The sequence below is a fragment of the Streptomyces sp. NPDC101237 genome, from assembly GCF_044767465.1.
Lineage (GTDB): Bacteria > Actinomycetota > Actinomycetes > Streptomycetales > Streptomycetaceae > Streptomyces > Streptomyces gramineus.
The window spans coordinates 84,648-104,420 of sequence record NZ_JBIWNY010000013.1; the positions used below are offsets into that span (position 1 = coordinate 84,648).

General features: G+C 68.8%; 24 protein-coding genes and 1 pseudogene. 9 read left to right on the forward strand and 16 right to left on the reverse strand.

From position 1 onward, the window contains the following. The first annotated feature begins 157 nt into the window (after nt 1-157). From ACIRQ9_RS21170 to ACIRQ9_RS21195, 6 genes are all read left to right on the forward strand, one after another. Nucleotides 158-415 (forward strand): mycoredoxin, encoded by a 258-nt coding sequence (locus ACIRQ9_RS21170; RefSeq protein ID WP_404175352.1) that lies wholly within the window; start codon nt 158-160, stop codon nt 413-415. A 160-nt stretch (nt 416-575) separates the two neighbouring features. Further along, a complete protein-coding gene (locus ACIRQ9_RS21175) occupies nt 576-791 on the forward strand; it encodes a hypothetical protein (protein WP_404175355.1) in 216 nt (71 codons plus the stop codon). Beyond that, nucleotides 778-1,287 carry a DUF6879 family protein gene (locus ACIRQ9_RS21180; RefSeq protein ID WP_404175358.1) on the forward strand — a complete coding sequence of 170 codons (510 nt, stop codon included), beginning with the start codon at nt 778-780 and terminating at the stop codon, nt 1,285-1,287. The genes ACIRQ9_RS21175 and ACIRQ9_RS21180 overlap by 14 nt, the downstream gene beginning before the upstream one ends. Before the next feature lie 23 nt (nt 1,288-1,310). Then, entirely contained in the window at nt 1,311-2,117 is an 807-nt protein-coding gene (locus ACIRQ9_RS21185; RefSeq protein WP_404175782.1) for a helix-turn-helix domain-containing protein, read from the forward strand. Nucleotides 2,118-2,379: 262 nt separating this feature from the next. Then, nucleotides 2,380-2,601, forward strand: a complete 222-nt coding sequence (locus tag ACIRQ9_RS21190) for a hypothetical protein (protein ID WP_404175361.1) — start codon at nt 2,380-2,382, stop codon at nt 2,599-2,601. 311 nt (nt 2,602-2,912) lie between these two features. After that, entirely contained in the window at nt 2,913-3,101 is a 189-nt protein-coding gene (locus ACIRQ9_RS21195) for a hypothetical protein (protein ID WP_404175364.1), read from the forward strand. 139 nt (nt 3,102-3,240) lie between these two features. Here ACIRQ9_RS21195 and ACIRQ9_RS21200 read toward each other — a convergent pair whose 3' ends face one another. The 6 genes from ACIRQ9_RS21200 to ACIRQ9_RS21225 form a co-directional block, all read right to left on the reverse strand. Continuing rightward, nucleotides 3,241-3,768, reverse strand: coding sequence for a hypothetical protein (locus tag ACIRQ9_RS21200; protein WP_404175367.1), 528 nt, complete (start codon nt 3,766-3,768; stop codon nt 3,241-3,243). 157 nt (nt 3,769-3,925) lie between these two features. Further along, complete coding sequence (locus ACIRQ9_RS21205; RefSeq protein WP_404175370.1) at nt 3,926-4,528, reverse strand: hypothetical protein; 603 nt, start codon at nt 4,526-4,528, stop codon at nt 3,926-3,928. An 85-nt stretch (nt 4,529-4,613) separates the two neighbouring features. Then, nucleotides 4,614-5,066 carry a hypothetical protein gene (locus ACIRQ9_RS21210; protein ID WP_404175373.1) on the reverse strand — a complete coding sequence of 151 codons (453 nt, stop codon included), beginning with the start codon at nt 5,064-5,066 and terminating at the stop codon, nt 4,614-4,616. Then, nucleotides 5,063-5,527, reverse strand: coding sequence for a hypothetical protein (locus tag ACIRQ9_RS21215; RefSeq protein ID WP_404175376.1), 465 nt, complete (start codon nt 5,525-5,527; stop codon nt 5,063-5,065). Before ACIRQ9_RS21215 ends, ACIRQ9_RS21210 begins: the two co-directional genes overlap by 4 nt. A 225-nt stretch (nt 5,528-5,752) precedes the next feature. Then, nucleotides 5,753-6,223: a hypothetical protein gene (locus tag ACIRQ9_RS21220; RefSeq protein WP_404175378.1), complete on the reverse strand. Its 471-nt coding sequence runs from the start codon at nt 6,221-6,223 to the stop codon at nt 5,753-5,755. After that, entirely contained in the window at nt 6,220-6,378 is a 159-nt protein-coding gene (locus ACIRQ9_RS21225) for a hypothetical protein (RefSeq protein WP_404175381.1), read from the reverse strand. Before ACIRQ9_RS21225 ends, ACIRQ9_RS21220 begins: the two co-directional genes overlap by 4 nt. Nucleotides 6,379-7,011: 633 nt before the next feature. On the opposite strand from ACIRQ9_RS21225, the gene ACIRQ9_RS21230 reads away from it, so the two are divergent. Then, nucleotides 7,012-7,170 carry a hypothetical protein gene (locus ACIRQ9_RS21230; protein ID WP_381690917.1) on the forward strand — a complete coding sequence of 53 codons (159 nt, stop codon included), beginning with the start codon at nt 7,012-7,014 and terminating at the stop codon, nt 7,168-7,170. A gap of 90 nt (nt 7,171-7,260) precedes the next feature. Here ACIRQ9_RS21230 and ACIRQ9_RS21235 read toward each other — a convergent pair whose 3' ends face one another. The 5 genes from ACIRQ9_RS21235 to ACIRQ9_RS21255 form a co-directional block, all read right to left on the reverse strand. Then, nucleotides 7,261-7,614: a hypothetical protein gene (locus tag ACIRQ9_RS21235; RefSeq protein ID WP_404175384.1), complete on the reverse strand. Its 354-nt coding sequence runs from the start codon at nt 7,612-7,614 to the stop codon at nt 7,261-7,263. A 404-nt stretch (nt 7,615-8,018) separates the two neighbouring features. After that, nucleotides 8,019-8,201, reverse strand: a complete 183-nt coding sequence (locus ACIRQ9_RS21240; protein ID WP_404175387.1) for a hypothetical protein — start codon at nt 8,199-8,201, stop codon at nt 8,019-8,021. Between the two features lie 95 nt (nt 8,202-8,296). Continuing rightward, complete coding sequence (locus ACIRQ9_RS21245; protein ID WP_404175390.1) at nt 8,297-9,388, reverse strand: hypothetical protein; 1,092 nt, start codon at nt 9,386-9,388, stop codon at nt 8,297-8,299. A 179-nt stretch (nt 9,389-9,567) separates the two neighbouring features. Then, the gene (locus ACIRQ9_RS21250) at nt 9,568-9,768 is read right to left on the reverse strand and encodes a hypothetical protein (RefSeq protein WP_404175393.1); all 201 of its coding nucleotides are present in this window, start codon (nt 9,766-9,768) and stop codon (nt 9,568-9,570) included. Continuing rightward, the gene (locus tag ACIRQ9_RS21255; protein WP_404175396.1) at nt 9,758-10,009 is read right to left on the reverse strand and encodes a hypothetical protein; all 252 of its coding nucleotides are present in this window, start codon (nt 10,007-10,009) and stop codon (nt 9,758-9,760) included. Before ACIRQ9_RS21255 ends, ACIRQ9_RS21250 begins: the two co-directional genes overlap by 11 nt. 728 nt (nt 10,010-10,737) lie before the next feature. Between ACIRQ9_RS21255 and ACIRQ9_RS21260 the strand changes: the two genes are divergently transcribed. After that, a complete protein-coding gene (locus tag ACIRQ9_RS21260; RefSeq protein WP_404175399.1) occupies nt 10,738-10,932 on the forward strand; it encodes a hypothetical protein in 195 nt (64 codons plus the stop codon). A gap of 199 nt (nt 10,933-11,131) precedes the next feature. Here ACIRQ9_RS21260 and ACIRQ9_RS21265 read toward each other — a convergent pair whose 3' ends face one another. Further along, nucleotides 11,132-12,835: a recombinase family protein gene (locus ACIRQ9_RS21265; RefSeq protein ID WP_404175402.1), complete on the reverse strand. Its 1,704-nt coding sequence runs from the start codon at nt 12,833-12,835 to the stop codon at nt 11,132-11,134. 44 nt (nt 12,836-12,879) lie between these two features. On the opposite strand from ACIRQ9_RS21265, the pseudogene ACIRQ9_RS21270 reads away from it, so the two are divergent. Continuing rightward, nucleotides 12,880-12,984, forward strand: a pseudogene (locus ACIRQ9_RS21270) (NrdH-redoxin); the annotation flags it as partial. 60 nt (nt 12,985-13,044) lie between these two features. Here ACIRQ9_RS21270 and ACIRQ9_RS21275 read toward each other — a convergent pair. The 4 genes from ACIRQ9_RS21275 to ACIRQ9_RS21290 form a co-directional block, all read right to left on the reverse strand. Beyond that, nucleotides 13,045-13,677, reverse strand: coding sequence for a class I SAM-dependent methyltransferase (locus ACIRQ9_RS21275; RefSeq protein WP_404175405.1), 633 nt, complete (start codon nt 13,675-13,677; stop codon nt 13,045-13,047). A gap of 16 nt (nt 13,678-13,693) precedes the next feature. Continuing rightward, complete coding sequence (gene nudC, locus ACIRQ9_RS21280) at nt 13,694-14,638, reverse strand: NAD(+) diphosphatase (protein WP_404175408.1); 945 nt, start codon at nt 14,636-14,638, stop codon at nt 13,694-13,696. Between the two features lie 154 nt (nt 14,639-14,792). Then, complete coding sequence (locus tag ACIRQ9_RS21285; protein WP_404175411.1) at nt 14,793-16,196, reverse strand: dipeptidase; 1,404 nt, start codon at nt 16,194-16,196, stop codon at nt 14,793-14,795. A gap of 10 nt (nt 16,197-16,206) precedes the next feature. After that, nucleotides 16,207-19,740 (reverse strand): UvrD-helicase domain-containing protein, encoded by a 3,534-nt coding sequence (locus ACIRQ9_RS21290; RefSeq protein WP_404175414.1) that lies wholly within the window; start codon nt 19,738-19,740, stop codon nt 16,207-16,209. Nucleotides 19,741-19,773: the final 33 nt, after the last annotated feature.

The window sequence follows — 19,773 nt, forward strand, 5'->3', positions numbered from 1 at the left end:
GCCGGAGAACGCCGTGCGAGTTGTCCACAGGCGGCCCCGCGCGGTCGTACGAATGCGGCGAGCGTCACGCAGGGCGGGCGGTGCGGGAATGACGGGCGGGCCGCGTACGTTCCAGTCCTGCACGATTTTCCCGACCTGCCGAAGGAGCGCGAGCGAGATGCAGGGCACTGTGACGATGTACAGCACCACGTGGTGCGGCTACTGCCGCCGGCTGAAGAGCCAGATGGACCGCGAGGGCATCGCGTACACCGAGATCAACATCGAGCAGGACCCCGATTCGGCCGCGTTCGTGGAGAAGGCGAACGGCGGAAACCAGACGGTCCCCACGGTTCGGGTAGTTCCCACCGCGGGTGGTAACGAGGTCGTGATGACGAACCCGAGCCTTGCCCAGGTGAAGCAGGCCCTCACCGCCTGACCCTCGCGCCACACGACCCCCGACGGCTTCAACGGCTGATCGGGGGTTTTGCGTACCGCGGTACTCCTTTCCTGTTCTGGAAAGCCGGGGATCTTGACCTTGGCATCTGCGGGTCGGAAACATCAAACGCGACGAGGACTGTCGATGTGAGGGGGAAGCCGTGGGCGCACCGCTGCGGAAGCTGTCGGGAGATCCGGAGTGCAAGAACGGCACGTGCCCCACGCTGTGGGGTACCGAGGACGGTGAGGACTACGTCGTGCAGGGATACGTGATCAACGACCCTGAGCGGCTGGCACAGCTCGACCTCCCCGAGGGTGGGACGGCCGTCATGGTCCCGGCCGCGGTGCTGGAGGAGTACTTCAGTGCTCGCAGGTGAGGAGTTCGGCCGTCTCTTCGAGGCCTTCAAGCGGACCGCGTTCCGGCTGGAAACGCTCGATGAGTACGACGTGGAGGAGGAGCGGGAGGAGATCGCACGCTTCCTCGCGGGCGAGGACATGGGCTCGGAGTGGCACGACAACCCATGGGTGCGCTCGATGACCGACAAGGGCAAGAAAGTGTCCCGGGTTCACGTCCTACGCTCTCCCTTGACCGACTACCTGCGTTTCGAGCTGTCGGCCTACCCCGGCAACATCAAAGCTGGCGAGTCCATCGGGATCATCGACCTTGCCGAGCAGCAAGTGTCCAGCCTGCCTGATCACGACTTCTGGCTCTTCGATGACCGCAACGTGTACCGGATGCACTACACCCCCGAGGGCAAGTTCCTCGGGGGCGAGCTCCTGTCCTCCGACCGGCTCGCGGAGTACCAGGGTTACCGCGACGTGGCGCTGACCCATGCCGTGCCGTTCGCGGCCTACTGGGAGCGGCACCACTGACCACGGAGTCGATCGGGAGAGCCCTGCGGGCACTGCGGGAGGCATCGGGACTGACCGGTGACGCGGTGGCCCGTAGGGCTTCCATGTCCGCGGGGAAACTGTCGAAGATCGAGAACGGTCGGACCCTGCCCACCGTGCAGGACGTCGACCTCATCCTGTCCGGGCTCGGCGTCTCGGAGGCAGTGAAGGAACAGTTCCTCGCCACTGCCCGAGCCGAGGTCACGGAGGCCACAGCATGGCGCCTGCTGCGCCGGATGGGTCCGTGGAAGCACCAGAACACCATCAAAGCCATCGAGGCCAGCACAACCTTTCTCAGGTTGTTCCAGGGGCAGCTCATTCCCGGACTCCTTCAGACACCGGAGTACGCCTCGGCGGTGTTCTCCCTGCCGCCCGGGCTCCCGGACGAGACCAGGGCCCGAACCGTGACGGCGAGGATGGAGCGGCAAGCGACGCTCTACGAAGTGGGCCGGACCTTCCACTTCGTGATCTGTGAGCACGTCCTGCGGTGGCTGATCTGCGAGCCGGCCGTCATGACAGTGCAGCTTGATCGGCTCGTATCCCTGTCCCGGCTCCCCAACGTGACCGTTGGGGTGGTGCCCCTGGCCGGTCGGATGCCGGACTTCCCGATGACGTGTTTCAGTGTCCGCGATGACCGGCTCGTGATCGTCGAGACGTTCCACTCCGAGATCACGACGCGCGATCCCAGGGACGTTCAGACGTACGTCGACACCTTCCAGCGCTTCGCCGACGTGGCGCTCTACGGCGATGGCATGCGCACTCTCGTCGAGAGCGTTCGAGACGAGTTCTTGCCTCAACAGGAAAGACCGTAGGGACGCTCGGTCTGAGCCCCAAGGATGGATGGGAGCGAGATCCAAGCCGGGGAGTAGCCATGCCAGCAACCATGACCACGCAGTCAGGACCCGTGTACCTGCCACTTCCGCCGACGCCTCCGGAACCGGTACGGGGGTGCGACGTATGCGCCGCACTCGCAAGGCAACGACAGGCAGCGAGAGACCGGGGAGATCTGTCCGCGGCGACGGACGCCGACGTCGAGATCCGAAGCCACCCGCACAAGAGGCGAGGGCACCGGTGATGGACATGCAGACGTGGCGGGACAGCCGAGCAAAGGCCACCCAGGCGACCGAAGCGCTGCGGGCGGCTCTCGCCGCCCTCGGTGCCCCTGAGAGCGTATGGGGCAGCGTCCGCCCGATGGTCACGCACAAGGGCACGGCGTACGTGCACGTCGGCATGGTACGAGCGGACGTGGTCGAACAGATGGCCAAAGCCATGAAGGCGCCGGAGAGCGCTCGGTGACCCGCTCCGTCCTGCGATTTGTGAAGCACCGGATCACCCAGCAGCCAGGCACTGACGTCACCTTCGCGGCCGAGTGCATGGCGTGCGAGTGGAAGGCGACGTCGTCGGCCGATGGCGCAGCGGTGGACATCGGGTGCATGAGCCATACCGGCCGAACAGGACACCCGGAGTTTCGGCGCACCTGTACCTCCTTCGCCATGGTGACCAGGGCCGGTACGGAAGCCATCTCGGCTCGTTGAACACCGGCAACGTACGTGCTGGACGAGCCCCGCACGTAACGGTGGACGAGCGGAAATACGGGAGGCTGGCTCATGGCCCAGACGCCGGTAACAGAGCACGACGAGCCCGAAGGCGAGCCGCCGGCCGAGCGGCCTCGGGTCATCAGCTACCGGTCGACGACCAATCCGCAGGTGACGGTGGAGTGGCGCTTGGTCAAGTGGTCGAAGGAGCAACGACTTGAGCTTGCCCGCATCCTCTTCAAGGAGCCACCCCTTCGCTGAGGTCGCGCGACGCGAGGCGCCGCACCCAGTGCCCTGGGAGCCGAGGTCGGCGAAGGAGGTGGGGATGACCTCCTGAAGCGCAGTTTCCTCACCGCTGCGTCTTACCGCCTGTCCTTGCGCCACGGTTTCAGGGTCGATCTCAAGGGGTGCTCGTAGGGCTTCGCCCGCTGATCACTTCGTTGATCGCCTCGTCGAGAGACACGCGTGCCGGCGCAACTTGCAGCCTCCACAGTTCTACGCGCCTGTCTCGGGGCCAGGTGCGCATCGGGTAGCACCGCTCTCGGATGAACTTGGCGATGCGGTGCACCTCGTCCGGTCCCACCTCCGCGATCCGATGGCTGCTGTCGTGCACCTCATGCAGCGCCTCTTCCATCTCGCTGTCGCCAACGCCAGATCGCTCCAGGGCTCGACGGAGCTGGTTCAAGGAGTTCTGGAAAAGCCTGTACTCCGCCCGTCGGGCGTCCAAGATCCATCGATCACGCTCGGCCTCAGCCTGCTGTCGCGCAACCTCCAACGCGCTCCGATGGTTCGCCTCCGCCGCCGCCAGGGCAGTCCGGTGACTCGCCTCCGCTTGCGCCAGTGTGGTGCGCATCTGCCAGCGAGCGACCAGCACGCTCACGGGGATGCCGGCGAGGGCAAGGACTGCCGCGATACCTGTGAAGCTCATGACAGACCATCATGCCGACTGAAGCCCCAAGGGCGGCGATTGAAAGCAGGCCGAGCTTGGTCATGTGGAAGGGCCGCCGGTCAGGTTTCGTACCCGTGCTCAGCGGCGTAGCCCGGGATGCGGGCGAGCGGAGTGTCAGGACCGGCGGCTCCGCGGTTCAGGCCGAGTCTTCATCGTCCGTGAACGACTCGGGCTCGTATCGCTTCATGGCCTCGCGGCGTTCCTTCGCGTACTGAGCCTCGATCATCTCGGGAGTGATCCCCCGCCTCCTCGCCAGAGGGTCAAAGACCCTCTCGGTCAGACGCTCGTCCGTCTGGGTGAAGAGTCGACAGTCCGACTTCAGGTCGGCGCACATCTTGGCCCGACTCGACTCGGTGATCATCTCTTGGATGCGCTCGCGCCAGAAGTGGTGGACCAGGAAGTTACGCCGCTTCAAGCTGGCGGTGAGGTCGTCCACCACTTCCGGGTAGGCGCTTACGTACGGCTCGGCACGCCGGATGAGCTTGCCCATCATGTCCTTGAACCCCTGCGCCCAGGGGTCGCGGATGAGCCGTTCACCCTGCTCCTCCGCCGTGATGAGCTTGGCCATCGCGAGGGTGTTGACGAGGGTGTGTTCGAGGACGTTGGCCTTGTAGATGGCCAGCCCGAAGAGGGCGTACACGGTCTTGTGGTCCGTGTCGTTGTCGTACTCGTCGTCCGGCTCCGGGTCCGGCTCCTCACGCCAGGTTGGCTGATGCCGGACTACATACAGTTCGTCCATGCGTTCAGTGTGGCGTCAGGAGTGAGTCAACTCGTACTGAATTTTGATGACTTGGCTTCAAGTCCCCATGGGCTGGCCGATGTACTTACGCGGCCATCTCCTCGACAGGACGGGGCACCCGATCGTCGAGCCGGAAGCGAGAGTCAGGGAGGCTCTGTGCGTCCGCGTCGACGTCCAGCCGGAGCGAGAGCGCCAGACCCTCGCGGATGGCGTGAGAGGCCGCGAGAGCGCCACCAGAGACCGAACCGAAGCCCTTCACTTCGTGGCCAGTGATGACGTCCAGGGCGAGCGCCACGGCGTCGAGAGCGTCCGCCGTGTCAGCGTCCGGGTAACCGTGACCCTTCGTGGCGTAGAGCTCGACGTCGAGCCAACGGGCAGGGCCTCGCCCCTGGTATGCGTCGGCAGAAATGAGCCGGACGTCCACGCCGGGGAGGGTGAGCGAGTCGACCAGGGTTGCGATGTGCTCGGCAGCGTGTCGGCCGGCGTGGTGGATGTGAGAGACGAGAAACAGGGGGATCAACTCCTTCGAGTAGTTCAAGCGGCCAAGGCTTCGGCGATGACGAGAGCGAGGGGGGCGCCGGTACGCCGCTGCGCCTGCCAGGTGTCGAAGCTGCGGTGACACGTCTTGGCCAAGGGCGCGTAGTGGTCCGGGCTGACGGAGTACAGGCGGCCGGCCTCGTCGACTTTCACCGCCGGGTCGGTCCCGAGGTACGCCCAGTCGGTGGCCTGTCGGCCGCATCCGCAAGCGCACTTCCACTCGGCGGCTTTGCCGTGCTCTCGGGTCACGCGGTTGTGCGCGCCGATGTACGAGACGTCGTCGCCCTTCCAGTTACGGGGGGCGTGCGAGCGCAACGGCTTGTCGGCCTGCGGATCGCCGTGCGCGCGAACGCGCTGACCGTGCGCCAGGCAGAGGCCGCGCACTCGGTGCGGACGGCCGCACGACTCGATGCCGCAGAGCTTGCGCCCATCGGCGCCGATGATCGGGGAGTAAGTAGTCACCGTGTAAGTCCTCCTTGTGATGGGGCGCCCTGCTGGCCGCCACTTGGTCGAGCTGAAACGGCAAGGTGAATTGGCTTGCCGTGAGGGTCTTCGGGAAGTGGGGCGCGGAGCGCCCCCAGGGAGTAAGCGAGCATGCGTCAGGGGCGCCCGGTAGGGCGCCGCAGAGCGAAGAGGGCAACGGCGAAGGCGTGACACTCGGCCATCACCTCGCCGTTGCGGTCTACGTCAGAGGGCGCCGACAGGCGCCCCGAGCTCGACGCGTTCCAGCAGGTGGCGAGTCGAGAGCTCTTCGTAGTGCTCTTGCTCGTAGTGCTCGGCCTCGACCTGAGCCCAGACGTCGTCAACGTTGCTGCGGCCCGTGAGGGCCGCCTCTGTGTTGGTAGTTGTGTTGGTGGTGTGCTGGTACTTGTCTTGGTACGCCGTCACCGCTGTCGGGTCTTCCTGAGCAGGCTGTCGGGCCTTGCCGTCACCGCTGTCGGGTGTCTCCGTCAGGGCTGTCGGGTCTTCCTGCTCCTCGGCCTCGACGACACCCGTCACGGCTGTCGGGTCTTCCTCGGGGATGACGAAGCGCCAGTGACTTGCTTTGCCGGGAATTCCTCGGGTCAGTCGCACGATGAGCCCCGCAGCCTCCAGCCCCTCGAAGGCGCGCTCTACGGTGCGCTCGGACAGGCCGAGATCTGCGGCGATCCGCTTCATGGCGGGCGGGGGTTGCTTCCGTCAGGGTTGGCGTAGCCGATGTAAGCCATGCCGACGAGGGCGTGAGTCGGGTTCTTCAGCTTCGCCACCCGCAGAACGTGCCGCTCCCACTGGACCTTGAAGGGGGCGCCCTTCTTCTTCGTGCCGTTGTTCATCGAGCCACCTGCAAGGGGCGTGACCGCTCCGTGGTCACGGTGGCGGTAGGGCGATACAGGACGCAGACGAGCTCTCGGGAGAGCTCTTCGTTCGAGACTCCACGGGCGCGGAGTCCGTGTACGTGCCAGAGCTCCCGTTCGCCGTAGCTGCGAACGAACGTCAGTCGGAGCAGGGACCCGTCCGGCATCATGCGGACGGCCGAGACGGCAGACCCCTCGGGCAGAGCGGCGATGAGCTCGGCAGGGATGTGGGAGTAGGACAGGTGGTAGTCAGTGAGGGGCAGGTCGAGTAGGTAGCCAGTCGCCGTCACGGGTTGCGACCTCCTTCGAGAGGCCGAGAGCAGCGCACGGCTACGCCTCGGCGTGGTGATGGGAGATCGCGCGTACCGTTCGCGCTCGGGATGCCCCTCGGCTTCCCCTGCCAGCCCCTCGGGATGGCGGACTCTCGCGGAGTGTCCAGCTCTACCGCCGTCGAGCGGCGGGAGCTACGGTGCGCCTCGAAGAGGCGGAGTGAGGGTTCTACATGATCGGGCGGCTCGCCGTCAACTTCGTGCATCCTGCTGCGCGATCCGGAACCATGCGGCTCTCGGCGGCGTTCTCAGTCTCGATCCGATGACGAGCCGAGGAGGGCCCATGGCCGTGACGAAGTACCGGGTGACGTGGAAGAACATCGAGACCGGCGAGGAGCGCGTCGAAGAATTCAACGACATTGACCAGGGCTACGACTACTACCAGATGATGCAGAAGGACGCGTACGCCATCAAGGTCAGATGGGAGCACGTCACCGGGTGATCGGTCACGCTCAGTCGACGGTCGGCTGAACCCCGGCGGCGTCCGCCCGCAGACCGACTGAGAGCGGATCGCCGTCGACGAGTTCATCCTCTACGGCCGGCCATCCGTCGACGGCGGAACCGTCGCGGGCGGCATCGACGAAGAACGCGCATCGGGCGCCTGCCCCACGCGATCATCCGCCGACGGCGTTCCCGACGGGCCCCGAGTCGCAGGCGCCGTGGTGTTGTCGTTCGGGGGTGTCGTGTCGTCGTCCTCGAACTTGAACGCGGCGAGGACTCCGAGAGTGAGGCCCAGACCGGAGCCCAGCACGGTACCCGCGATCTTGAGGCTGCCCGGCCCGGACGTGCCGTTGGCGTAGAACACCGCCCACGCGACGAGCGAGGCGATCATGGACAGCAGGGCGCCGTACCCGAGGATGATGGACTTCTTCTTGTTGGCGCTCATCAGCATTCCCTCCCTGTTGGACGTTGGGCGGGATTCGGTAGCTGATGAACGCGCGACGGCCTCGACCAGCCACCTGCACCCGCAGATGACGTGACTTCCTTCGGTTCGCGTCACTGGACGCGCCTCCGGAGGAGTCGGTCGAGCCCTGTCGCCCCAGTCCGGCGTCGGTACTCGGTACTACACGGGCACACTGTGCCCGTTCGCCATCCCAGAGCGGGAATGGCCGCCACCCCAGAGCGGGAATGGCCTGGTCTCTTTCTCCTTCAACCTGTTGGGGACTGGTACCAACAGGTCTTCAACTGAGCCACTTGAGCCGCAATTTCACAGCTCCAGCGTTGGTACGACGGTAACACAACGTTGCCCGCCGACTACAAACCCGCTGGTCCTGGCGGGCGGGGTGAAGGTCAGGCGCTGCGGGCGGCCTCGCGGATCATGCGCTCACGGACGGTGGCGCGCGTCCGTGCTCCCGAGTAGGTCTTGTCGTGCTTCACCGGCTGCTCGGGCATCAGGGTGTAGACGCCGACGCGGGCCAAGGTGAAGACCTCGACGAGCAGGGCGGCGTACAGGGTGGCGATGGCGACGGTCATGGGGTGTGCTCCTTCGGGACCGGCGATCCTCGGTGGACCGCTCAGCACCGCCCCCGAGGCGGACCACTCGGCGACGACACTCAGCAGGCCAGCGATCAGCCGGCGAGGGAGACCAGCTCGACGCGGGCGCCGAGGTAGTTCGGGCTGGGGGTCTTCAGGTCGAACGTGGAGACCTTCTCGACCACGCCGACGCCTGCGAAGAACTTGCCGGGCATTGAGTTGAGTCCGACCATCGCAGCCGTCAGGGCCGCGCCCTCGCTCACGTTGGCGTTCTCGCCACGAACCTCGTACTCGACCTCGACGACCGTGCGCCGCTCGGCGCCGGTCTTCGTGACCTTGAAGCGTCGGTTCCTCGGCTTGACGCTCACGAACTCGCTGCTGGCGCCGTTGCCCGGCTGGAAGGATACTCCCGCCATCACGTCGCCCTGAATCGGGAAGGCTCGGACCATCTCGTTGGACAGAGTTCCGATGACAGGGTTCACGTCGGATTCTGTCGGGTCCTTCGCGATGACCGGCGTGGAGGCGTAGGCGACGAGCTCCTGCACCCTGACCACGTCGACCATGAAGCTGTCGTGGCGCTCGGTGTTCTGGTAGATCCGGTCACTCGGGATGAACCAGCCGCGAGCCTTGAAGTCCTCTTCCAGGTCGCGGGCGTCGATCTGCTGGAAGTGCGGGAGCCGGAAGCTGCGGATCGTGATACCGGCCCCGAACTTTCCGTCTCGCTCCTTCGCCGGGGCGTCCTGCGTGATGACGACGATGGGGCCGGTCAGCAGGTATTCGGGCGCCTCGGCCGGCCGAACGAACGAGGGGATCACCTCGGCCGCGTACGGAACGACCTTCGAGACCGACTCAGCCACCATCTCGGCGAGGCGCTTGTCAGTCTGCGGAGCGGCCTTCGTCAGTCGGTCGGCCTTCGCACGCTGGCCGGTAGTCAGGAGCTCGGCACGCTCGACGGCCGCGCGAGCCTCGGCCAGGTCGGCGGCGGAGTGGGAGGCGTCGCCCCGCTTGAACGCGCCGAGGATGTCCGACAGCCGGTCCTCGGCCTCCTCGCGTTCCTCCCCGCGGGTCGTGATGAGCTCTCGGGCCTGCTCGATCTCAGCGAGGAGCTTGGGTGCCTCGGCGAGGATGGTGGCTTCCTGCTCGGCAACGATGGTGGCGAACGTCTTACGGGTGGTCTTGGCAGCCATGGGTGTGTGAACCTCCCTGGTTCGGTTGGGCTGTTGGGGTATCGCGCGCGTGCGAGCCGGCCGTCTGTCTGTGCGGCTCTGTGCAGTTCTTCGCGGGCATGAGAGAGCCTCCGTGGCCATCGGGACCAGAGGGCATGTGAGGCTGCGTGAGTGGCCGTTCTGCCAGCTCTCGCGGGTGTTCAGAAGGTGATCCAGCCGGATTCTTCGCCGTACAGGTCGGCGCTCTGGACGGTCGAGCTGTGCTCGCCGTCCTTCTCGGCGTTCACGTCGTACGGCTCGGGCTCTTCGTCGGCCGGTGTGCGGGCAGCGTCTCGGCCCCGCAGGTACTCGACGTAGCGGCCGGGGTAGTTACTGAAGGCGGGATGAGGCTCAGGAGGCACGGCGCTTCTTACCTCCCCGCTTCTTCCACTTGGGCCGGTACTTGGGGAGGTTCACGGGATGCTCGGCCACATAGTCGGCCACGGCGTCGGCGTCGAGCAGGAGCCGCTTGCCGTCCGGGTGGAGGAAGCGTGCCCACTTCGGCCGGTTGCGCTCCAGCTCGACGTAGAACCAGTGCGGGTGGCATCCGATGATGTGCCGGGCCGCGTAGGAGATCGGCCACCAGACCTTGCCATCGCTCATCGGCCACGCTCGACGGCCAGGCGCTCGACGTCCTCGGCGCGGTAGAGCACGGAGTGCCCGAGCTTGACGCCCTCGATCGGCTCTGCGTCGTTGGCTCGCCAGTTGCGGACGCTGCCGGGGTGGAGTCCGAGGCGACGTGCTGTCTCCGAACGGTCATGTAGTTGGTGCCCTCGATCTGGAACACGAAGGGCCTCCTTCCTGCCTCGGGCGAGGCTGTTGTTACTTGTCATCAGATGGGTGGGCCAAGCGAAGAGCCCCCAGACCATGGGGGACCTGGGGGCTCTTGCCTGAAGGAGGTGCACAGAGAGACCGCGCACCCTCCTCTCGGTACCACCCGAACGGAAGCTGAGAGAGCGACGACGACCGGCAGGCGTGACAGTGCCTTGCTGACCCTCTGCCGGTCGTCGTCGTTGGTGGGGAGCCGGTAGGAGGTGGACCGACTCAACCCGAGGGGGGAGTGTTGTGATGGCTTGCCATCAGGGCGACAGGCCAAGAGAAGAGCGCCCGACCCGTTGGCCAGGCGAGTGAGGGGCGAACGGCCCCACTTACAGAGAGCCAAATGATCAAGGGTTTGTCCGGGTCGAATCACCGTGACGCCGATCACCTGCCGAGCGGGGAGCGAACTGCCCTCACTTACTGGTGGGAGCGAGCGGGCCGCTTCAGAAGACGACCCATCGAAGAGAGAGGCAGGTCACTCGACTGTCAGACCCTCCGCCTACCGTCGCCGCATGGACATGAACAACTCGCAAGACGTAGGCGCAGCGTTCTGGGCGCAGATCCTCGGCTTCACGATCAGCGAGGAGCCGCCCCCGCCGGACTCGCCCCTCGGTCGGGTGCGCGCGTTCACTGCCGAGTACGGCGAGGATGCGCTCAGACCGGAGCACATCGAGGCTGCCCAGGAGGGGCGCCCACTGCTGCCCTGAGACGGCGAGACCCCGCCAGCCTCGACGGGCTGACGGGGTAGTGAACGGTGGGCCGACGACCGTTGGACGGCCGGCTGAGCGGAGAGTGATCGCTCAGGCTGTCGCCGCCGTGGGCTCCCGAAGCATCGGTAGAAGTTCTCGACATCACGATCTCGCCCCTGGCGAAGGTGCGCCGGAACTCGGCTTCGCTCGCTCAGCGTCAGACGGGAGTCGGAACTCTCTCGGCTCCCTCCGCTGCCTTGGCCTTCCCTTCGGCCTTCGCTTGCTGCGCCGCACGTTCCGCTTCGTAGTCCTCCCAGCGGCTGACGATCTCCCACTCGGCACCCGTAAGCGTCCCGGGCTTCTCGTACTGCTTTCCGGACAGCGAGACCGGTGTGATCGGTGCGAGCACCTGAGAAGCCTTGGAGGGGGTGTCCCACCACGAGACACCCTGCTGCCGAATGTTCTCGATGAGGTCACCTGGATCGATGGCAAGGACATCGGGCCGGAAGTGCGCCTTCACCTGGTGCTTCTTCAGGAACTCCCGGCGCTCGTCGACACTCGACCGCTCCCACCACTCCGCGTAGCTCTCGCCCGTGCCCGTCCACACGGTCACCGGCTTCGGTCCCTCCTGGTTGGTGACCTTCTCTCGCTCCTGGGCAAGGCTGGCGACTTGCGAGGCGTACGCGACGGCGTTGATCTCGTCCTGCTGGAGTTCCTTCAGAAGCTGGTTCATCTTGCCGTCGATCACAGCGCGCTTCGCCGCACGGCTGTCGTCGATGGTTGTTTTCGACTCCATCCGTTCCAGGTGGCCGATCTCCCCCAACAGGGCCGACTCCAGCCAGGGGTACAGGTCTTCGGCCCAGAACCTCTGCTTCGGGCATGGCTGGATGCCCTTGCTCTTGCTGCCGTGACAGCGGTACCGCGCGCGCTTGCTCTTGGACGGGTCGCCCTTCACAAAGTAGAGGGAGCTTCCGCACAACAGGCAGAACGTCACGCCCACCGTCGGCGATGTGGAGCCCTTCTGCTTCTTGTACTTGACCGAGGCGACAGCCCCCGACAGCTTCGCCCACTCCTCCTCGTTCAGCACTGGCTCGGACCGCATGACGGGTGTGCCGTCGTCGTTGCGGACCACGGAGCCGTTGGCACGTACGTACTCCCCGAGCAGAGAGCGGCTGGTCAGTACGGCCTGCACCGTGGTCGGCGTCCACCTGCTCCCCCGAGGCTTCGGGGCCGCCAACCGAGTCGTACTCTCGCCTGCCGCCGCACGAATACGGGCGATGTCCTGAGCCGTGGGCACGCCTTCCTCGTTCAGCCAGTCGGCAACAGCTGAGAAGCTCGGCTTCTCGATGAAGCGGCGAATCATCTCGATCAGCCTTGGGCCGTACTCGGGGTCGAGTTCCAGAGTGAACCCTTCCTCCCCCTTCACAGCCCTGCGGCCGAACGGCACCAGGCCGCCCGGCCAGCGGCCCGTCTTCCGCATGGTCTCCCGGGACGCCTTGTTGCGGGCCTTGATGGCGTCCAGCTCCGCCTCTGCGACCACGGCCAGAATCTTGGCGATGGTCTTGCCCCACGGCTTCGAGAGGTCGAACCCCTCTTCGCAGGAGATCAGCCCCTTACCGTTCGCCTCACACCACTCGATGATGTCCGAGAGGTGGCGGACCGACCGCGCGATGCGGTCGATCTTCAAGATGACGATGTGGTCGAACTGGTCCTTCTTGTTGTTGAGCCAGTCCCCCAGGGACGGGCGCATCCAAGGCGAGATGGACGCCGACACGTCGATGTCGACGGCGAAGTCGACCAGCTCCATTTCCTCCGCGTCCGCCCGCTTGCTGATGCGGGTCCGCTGCGTTTCCTCGCCGGTCTGGTTCTCGTTGCCTACAGACAGACGGACCACGCCAAGAGCCCTGGGCTTCTCGCTCACGGCCTCCCCCTCCCGAACATGGGGCGACTCTCCCTGGCCGCCACAAGCAGGAGGGAAGTCTACAGACGGTCCCGACCGTGCTCTTCGCCGACGGCTCGACGCTGACCAACCCTTCGCTGACCCAGGTCAAGCAGAAGATCAGCGCGTAGGCGCCCTTCGCGCTCCGCACGGTGTCCTCGAGCGCCGTGCCAGGCGGCCCCCGGCTTCGGTCAGGGGCCGCCTTCGCGTGTGCCGGACGGCCTGTCCCACACGAGGGTGTAGCGCCACAGCAGCCGGCGCCGGTACCGGCGGCCGGGAAGCAGGTGCGCGGTGGCCCGCCGCACCTCTCTCCAGTTCATGATCGGTTGCTCGACGGGCATGGCGGACGGGCTCTGTCCGGTGCGGCGTCCGCGCACCCGCAGCACCCCGGCCACGGCCGCGCAGGCGCTGATCACCCGGTCCAGGAGGCCGCGGTCGTGGGCCATGCCGACGACGACCAGCCGCCCGCCGGGCGCGACCAGCCCCGTCAGCCGGCCGATCGCGTCGTCGAAGGGGACGTGATGGACGACGGCGACGGCGCTGACGAAGTCGTAGCCGCCCTCGGCGAGGAGCGCGCCGTCGAGGAAGTCACCCTCCAGGAAGGTGACGTGCTGCGGGACCTCTCGCTTCCGGGCGTGCCGGATCATCTCCGGTGACCGGTCCACCCCGGTCACCGACTCCGCCCTGGTCGCGAGCCCGGCGGCCAGCAGGCCGTCGCCGCAGCCCACGTCCAGAGCGGAACGGCAGCCGTCCGGCACCGCGTCCAGCACCACCGGGTGGTAGTGGACGTTGTGGTTCCAGCAGGTGTCGTGGGTGTCGGTCATCAGCCGGTCCGCCGTCTCAGACGAAGCTCCTCGTCGGCAGCGGCTTGCCGTACCACATCTCGATCAGACGGGCCGCGATGGAGATCCCGTACGGCGGCAGCACCTCGCCGGAGTCGAAGGCCGCGCCCAGCTCGTCGCGGGAGAACCAGCGGGCCTCGTGGATCTCGTCGCCGTCGACGTCGATCTCGGTCGACGTCGCGCGGGCCATGAAGCCGAGCATCAGGCTGGACGGGAACGGCCAGGGCTGACTGGCGACGTACTCGACGGGGCCGACGGCGATCCCGGCCTCCTCGAAGACCTCCCTGCGCACGGCCTGCTCGATGGACTCGCCGGGCTCCACGAAGCCCGCGAGCGTGGAGAAGCGGCCCTCGGGCCAATGCACCTGGCGGCCGAGCAGGATGCGGTCGTCCTCGTCGGTCACCGCCATGATCACGGCCGGGTCGGTGCGCGGGTAGTGCTCGGCGCCGCAGGCGGGGCAGCGGCGGATGTGACCGGCCGCGGCGATCACCGTGCGCTCGCCGCACCGGGAGCAGAAGCGATGGGTGCGCTGCCAGTTCTCCAGGCCGACGGCGTGCACCATCAGGCCCGCGTCCCGCGGTGACAGCAGCAGTCCGGCCTCGCGCAGGCCGGCCGGGCGCGCGGACTGGTCGATGCGGCCGGGCAGCGCGTCCTTCTGGAGCGCGAAGTAGCTGACGCCGTCCTCGTCGGTGCCCAGGAAGTAGCGGTGCGCCTCGGTGAGCGGGGCCTCGAAGGAGGGGGTCATGACGAGCTCGGTACGGCCGTCGGACGTCTCGTCGATGAGGACCTGGCCGCCGGAGACCACGAAACAGCGGGTGTCGGGGTGGCTCCACGCCGCCGCGAGCCAGGCCTCGTCGAGCCGGTGGTGGGCTGCGCGGTCGATGCCGCTCGGAGCGGTGAGCGAGATGGGTCGGTCGGCGGTGTGGTCGGTCCAGGTGGTCACGGGTGCTTCCAACTCCCCCAGTGCAACGGATGGTTCAGCGGGCGGTTCAGCGGGACGAAGGGCGGGAGGAGACCGGGTCGGGCGGGTGCGGGGCGGGGCGGCGGTCCTTCCAGTGTGCCCCGCGCGCGGTACCGCTCCGGACGGCGCGGACGGTTCAGGGGGCACGGCGCCAGTTCTCGGCCAGGTCACCCCACAGGTAGGCGCTGGTTTCGACGCCCTTGAGGAGAAGGTCCAGTTCAACCTTCTCGTTCGGGGCGTGCCAGCCGTCCGAGGGCACCGAGATGCCCAGGAACAGAACGGGTGCGCCGAGGACGTCCTGAAGGTCCGCGGCCGGCCCCGAGCCACCCGAACGTGTGAACCTGACCGGTCCTTCGAAAGCGCGGCCCATGGCGCGGACCAGGGACTGCAGGGCCGGGTGGTCGAGCGGGGTCAGACAGGGGCGGGTGGCCGGCAGGAAGGTGATCTCGGCGCGGATCCCGGCGGGGATCCGCTCGTCGGCCCAGGCGCGGACGGCCTTCTCGATGTGGTCCGGCTCCTGGCCCGCGACCAGCCGGAACGACAGCTTGACCATGGCCGAGGAGGGGACGATCGTCTTGCTGCCGGGGCCCTGGTAGCCGCCGCCGATGCCGTTGACCTCGGCGGTGGGCCGGGCCCAGACGCGCTCCAGGGTGGTGTGCCCGGCCTCGCCCTCGGTGGCGTACGAGTGCGCCTCGCGCAGCCAGCCCTCCTCGTCGAACGGCAGCTCGGCCCACAGCCGCCGCTCGTGTGCGCCCGGTTCCACGATGCCGTCGTAGAAGCCGGGGATCGCCACGCGCGCGTGCTCGTCGTGCAGCGCGGCGACCAGGCGGGCCACGACGGTGGCCGGGTTGGGGACGGCGCCTCCGAAGGCACCGGAGTGGATGTCCTGGTCGGGACCGTGCAGGACGATCCCGCACTCGACGAGCCCGCGCATGCCGGTGCAGACCGTGGGGGTGTCCTCGGACCACATGCCGGTGTCGGAGACGATCACGACGTCCGCGGCGAGCCGGTCCGCGTGTTCCTCGACGAGCGCGCGGAAGTGCGGGGAGCCGGACTCCTCCTCGCCCTCGACGAGCAGCTTCAGGTGGACGGCGGGCGCGGTGCGGCCGGTGGCGGCGAGGTGGGCACGGACGCCGAGTGTGTGGAAGAACACCTGGCCCTTGTCGTCGGCGGCCCCGCGCGCGTACAGGCGGTTCTCCCGGACGACCGGCTCGAAGGGGTCGCTGTCCCAGCCGTCCGCGCGGGCGGCGGGCTGTACGTCGTGGTGCCCGTAGACGAGGACGGTGGGTGCCTCGGGGTCGTCCGCGGGCCATTCGGCGAAGACGGCCGGTGCGCCCGGTGTCTCCCAGACCTCGGCGGCCGGGAAGCCGGTCCTCGTCAGTTCGGCGGCGAGCCAGTCGGCGCTGCGGCGGACATCGGCGGCGTGCTCGGGCTGGGCCGACACGGAGGGGATGCGCAGCCACTCGGCGAGGTCGTCGAGGAAGGCGGCGCCGTGCTGCTCGATGTACGCGCGGACGGCGCTGTCCGGGGTCTGGCTCATGGTCACGAGCCTATCGGCCCGCGGCGGCTTCCTCGGCGGGCGGTTCGTCACACTCGGCCCGTCCGGGCGATTGTCCGACGATCAGCCTTTCCAGGGCCGCCCGGTCCGGCAGGCCCTCCGGCCGTTCGACCTCGCCGGTGCGGACGTGGACGAAGGCGGCGGTCACCGACTCGGGCGGCACGCCCTGCTGCTCGGCCCAGCCGATCCGGTAGATCGCGAGCTGGAGCGGGTCGGCGGGGCGGGTGCGGCTGGTCTTCCAGTCGACGATCTCGTAGGTCGCCCCGTCGCCGTGCCCGGTCCGGTAGACGGCGTCGATCCGGCCCCGGACGACCCGTCCGGCGAGGGCCAGCTGGAAGGGGGCCTCCACGCGGTAGGGCGTGCGGTGGGCGTACTCGGTGCGTTCGAAGGCCTCCTTGAGGGCTTCGAGGTCGCGTTCGTCGGCGATCTCGGCGTCGGTCCCGGGCAGCTCGTCGGGGTCCAGCATGGGCAGGGTCAGCTCTTCGAAGCGCGTCTCGACCCACGCGTGGAAACGGGTGCCCCGGCGTGCGGCCGGTTGCGGTGGGCGCGGCATGGGGCGCGCGAGTTCCTGCGCGAGCCCGTCCGGGTCCTCGGCCAGCCGCATCAGCTGGGTCGCGGAGAGCGTCGCCGGCAGGGGTACGTCGGTGACGCCGCGGCGGGCGCGCAGCAGCTCGCCCGCGAGGGCGTCGAGGTCCCGGTCCCAGGAGGCGATGGCACGGGCCTCCTCGGCGGTGACGTGGGTCTCCTCGGCGGGGACGCCGCTCTCGTCGGGGGCGTGGGGGGCGGCGCTGCGCGGTTCCGGGCGGCGGGTCCGCGGCAGAGCCGCGGTCGTGCCCCCGGCCGGCGTGGCCTGGTGCGGGAGGACCGGGCGGTCGGCGCTCAGGGACTCCCAGTCGGCGGCGTCCTCGTCCGGGACGTCGTCCTCGTGGGGGCGCGGCTCCTCGTCGTCGGGCGGCGGGGGCCAGTCCGGGTCCTCGTGGCCGGCGGGGTCGTGACCGGCCACCGGGCGGCCGTCCTGGTCCGCCGTGAGCGCGTCCAGGTGGGCGAGGACGGTCTCGGCGGCGGCCCGGCGGCGGGCCAGGGCGGCCTCGTCGAGGGGCAGCGGCCACACCTGGTCGGCGTCTGCGGTGTGCAGGGCCGGGTTCTCCTCGTCCTGCTCCGGTTCGTCGGCCCAGGCCTCGATCTCGCCGTGTCCGGCGGCGCAGTGGTCGTACAGGGCCTGGAGGAAGTCGGAGGGGCCGCGCGGCCTCTTCTGGCTGGGACCCCACCAGTGGCCGGAGCCCAGCAGCAGGGAGCGCGGGCGGGTGAGGGTGACGTAGCCGAGGCGGAGCTCCTCGGTGTGCTGGTGGTCCTTCATCGCCTCGTGGAAGGCCTTCATGCCGCGCGAGTCCCAGGCCTCGACGTCGGGCAGGGTCTCGCTGTCGCCGCGCAGGGCGTGCGGGAGCACCTTGGCCTGGGCGGTCCACTTCTCGCGGCCCTGCGCGCTCGGGAAGGTGCCCTTGACCAGGCCGGGGACGACGACGACGTCCCATTCCAGGCCCTTGGACCGGTGCGCGGTCAGCACCTTGACGGTGTTCTCGCCGCCGGGCAGGGCGTTGTCGAGGCCCTTCTCGTACTGGGCGGCGGTGCGCAGGAAGCCGAGGAAGGCGAGCAGGCTCGCCTCCTGGTCGCCGGACGCGAAGGACGCGGCGACGTCCAGGAAGTTGGAGAGCGTCTCGCGGCGGCGGGCGGCCAGCGCGTGCGGGGAGGCGGACAGCTCCACCTCCAGGCCGGTGACCGCGAGGACGCGGTGCAGGACGTCCATCAGCGGGTCGGACAGGGAGCGGCGCAGTTCGCGCAGTTCGGTGGCCAGGCGGGCGAAGCGCACGCGCGCGTCCGGTGAGAACGGCAGGCCGTCGTCCTGCCGCTCGGCGTCGAGCGGAAGTTCGAGGAAGGTGTCCAGGGCGTCCGCGAGCGATATCACCTCGGCCGGGTCGACCCCTTCCACGGCCTGGGCGAGCCTGCGGTCGGGGTCGTCGGCGTCGCCCACGCGCGCGTGGGCGACCAGCAGCCGGGCGCGGCGGCCCAGGAGGGCCAGGTCACGGGGGCCGATGCGCCAGCGCGGCCCGGTCAGCAGCCGGACCAGGGAGGCATTGGCCCCCGGGTCCTGGAGCACCTCGCAGACGGCGACGAGGTCGGCGACCTCGGGCAGGTGCAGCAGCCCGGAGAGGCCGACCACCTCGACCGGGACGTCCCGCGCGACGAGCGCGCCCTGGATCTGGGCGAAGTCCGTCGCCGTACGGCACAGGACGGCGATCTCGCCGGGTGCGGTGCCGGTGCGGACGAGGTGGGCGACGGATTCGGCGATCCAGTCCATCTCGTCGGCGTGGGTGGGCAGCAGGGCGCAGCGGACCGTGCCGTCGCGTTCCGCGCCCGGGGCGGGCCTGAGGGCCGCCACGCCCGCGTGCAGGGCGCGCAGCGGCTCGGCGAGGCCGTTGGCGAGGTCGAGGAGGCGGCCGCCGCTGCGGCGGTTCTCGCTGAGCGCCTGGCGGGTGGCGGGGCTTCCGTCGGCGTGCGCGAAGTGCTCGGGGAAGTCGTCGAGGTTGGCGACGGAGGCGCCGCGCCAGCCGTAGATGGCCTGGCAGGGGTCGCCGACGGCGGTGACGGGGTGGCCGGTGCCGGCGCCGAACAGACCGGCGAGGAGCACCCGCTGGGCCACCGAGGTGTCCTGGTACTCGTCGAGGAGGACGATCCGGAACTCGTCGCGCAGCAGCCGGCCCACTTCGGGGACGCCGGCCAGCGCGGCGGACAGCGCGATCTGGTCGCCGAAGTCGAGCAGGTCCCGCTCGCGCTTGGCGGTCCGGTAGCGCAGGACCAGCTCGGCCAGCTCGCGGCGGGCGGCGGCGGTCTCGGGGACCTTGCGCAGGTCGGCGTTGCCGAGCTTGACGGACGCGAGGGTGTCGAGCAGTCCGGCGTCCCAGGCGCGCAGGTCCTCGGCGCGCACCAGGTGCTCGGAGAGTTCGGAGTCGAGGGCGAGCAGGTCGCCGACCAGGTCGGCGAAGGAGCGGGTGAGGGCCGGGTAGGGGCCGGGTGCCTCGCGCAGCACGCGCGCGGCGAGCTGGAAGCGGGTCGCGTCGGCGAGCAGCCGGGAGGACGGCTCCAGGCCGATGCGCAGGCCGTGGTCGGCCAGCAGGCGGCCCGCGAAGGCGTGGTACGTGGAGATGACCGGCTCGCCGGGCGGGTTGTCCGGATCGATGACGTCCGGGTCGGTGACGCCGGCCCTGACCAGTGCCTTGCGGACGCGTTCGGCGAGTTCGCCGGCGGCCTTGTTGGTGAAGGTCAGCCCGAGGACCTGGTCCGGGGCCACCTGTCCGGTGCCGACGAGCCAGACCACGCGGGCCGCCATCACCGTCGTCTTGCCCGACCCGGCTCCGGCCACGATCACCTGCGGGGCGGGCGGCGCGGTGATGCAGGCCGTCTGCTCCGGGGTGAACGGGATACCGAGGAGCTCTTTGAGCTGCTCGGTGTCGGTGATGAGGGCGGACATGACGGGAAAGGCTAGCGGCGGGCACTGACAATC